This is a genomic window from Nocardia thailandica NBRC 100428, assembly GCF_000308795.1.
Classification (GTDB): domain Bacteria; phylum Actinomycetota; class Actinomycetes; order Mycobacteriales; family Mycobacteriaceae; genus Nocardia; species Nocardia thailandica.
The window spans coordinates 1-973 of sequence record NZ_BAGK01000270.1 but is presented as its reverse complement, the minus strand read 5'-3'; the positions used below and the strand labels follow the sequence as shown (position 1 = coordinate 973).

General features: G+C 66.3%; 1 pseudogene. It reads left to right on the top strand.

What is annotated here, in order from left to right:
- Positions 1 to 159 precede the first annotated feature (159 nt).
- Positions 160 to 914: pseudogene (locus ON36_RS28460) on the top strand (transposase).
- Positions 915 to 973 lie beyond the last annotated feature (59 nt).

Below are 973 nucleotides of genomic sequence, written 5' to 3'. Positions count from 1 at the left end.
CATCTACACCGCGCCTCATTGAAGGGGGTGCACCTGCAAGGTTGCTCCGACGCCGTCTCTGTAACACGTCGTCGTGCGAGCGCAGCCTCAACCTTGGTCGCAGCTAAGGGATGACCCGTAAGCCGTTGACCGGCAATAGGGATCGTGCTACCAGTGGTGATGTCGGCGTCTGACCCGGTGATGGTGGAGTTGTTCTCCGGGCTGTGGCCGGCCAGGTTCGCTCGCCTGATCACCCGGCTGCGGCGTGAGGGCGCCGACCGGCCGTTGCGGGTCCGACCATGGGGGCTGTGCTTCGAGGACCGGGTGTTGCTGGTGGCCACCTACTGGCGGACCAACCTCACGGTGTGCCAACTCGCGGCGGTGTTTGGGGTGTCGAAGTCGGCCGCGGCCCGGGTCATCGAGGATCTGGGACCGGCGTTGGCGCTACGGCCCCGTGCCCGCTTTCATCGTGACACGGTGTTGATCGTGGACGGCATCCTGGTCCCGACCCGCGATCACCGGGTCGCCGCGCAGAGCAAGAACTACCGTACTCCACCAACCACCAGGTCGTGATCGAGGCCGACACAGAACTCGTCGTCGTGCTCGGGACACCGTTGCCGGGCAACCGCAACGACTGCCGAGCCTGGACCGAGTCCGGAGTCGCCCACACCTGCCGCAACGCGATGGTGATCGCCGATGGCGGCTGCCAGGGCACCGGACTGATCATCCCGCGCCGGCGCCCACCCGGTGTCGAGCTGCCGGAATGGAAACAGGCTCACAACAAGTCCCACCGCAAGTTCCGTGCCCGCGTCGAGCATGCCTTCACCCGGATGAAGACCTGGAAGATCCTGCGGGACTGCCGCCTCCGCAGGGACGGGGTGAAAGTCACGATGGCCGGGGTAGCGACCCTGGCCAACTTCGCCCACGCTCACTGATTCCTGGCCGGTGGACCGGTCACCGCCAGCGCGTCGCACTTTCGGGACAACCCTTAAGC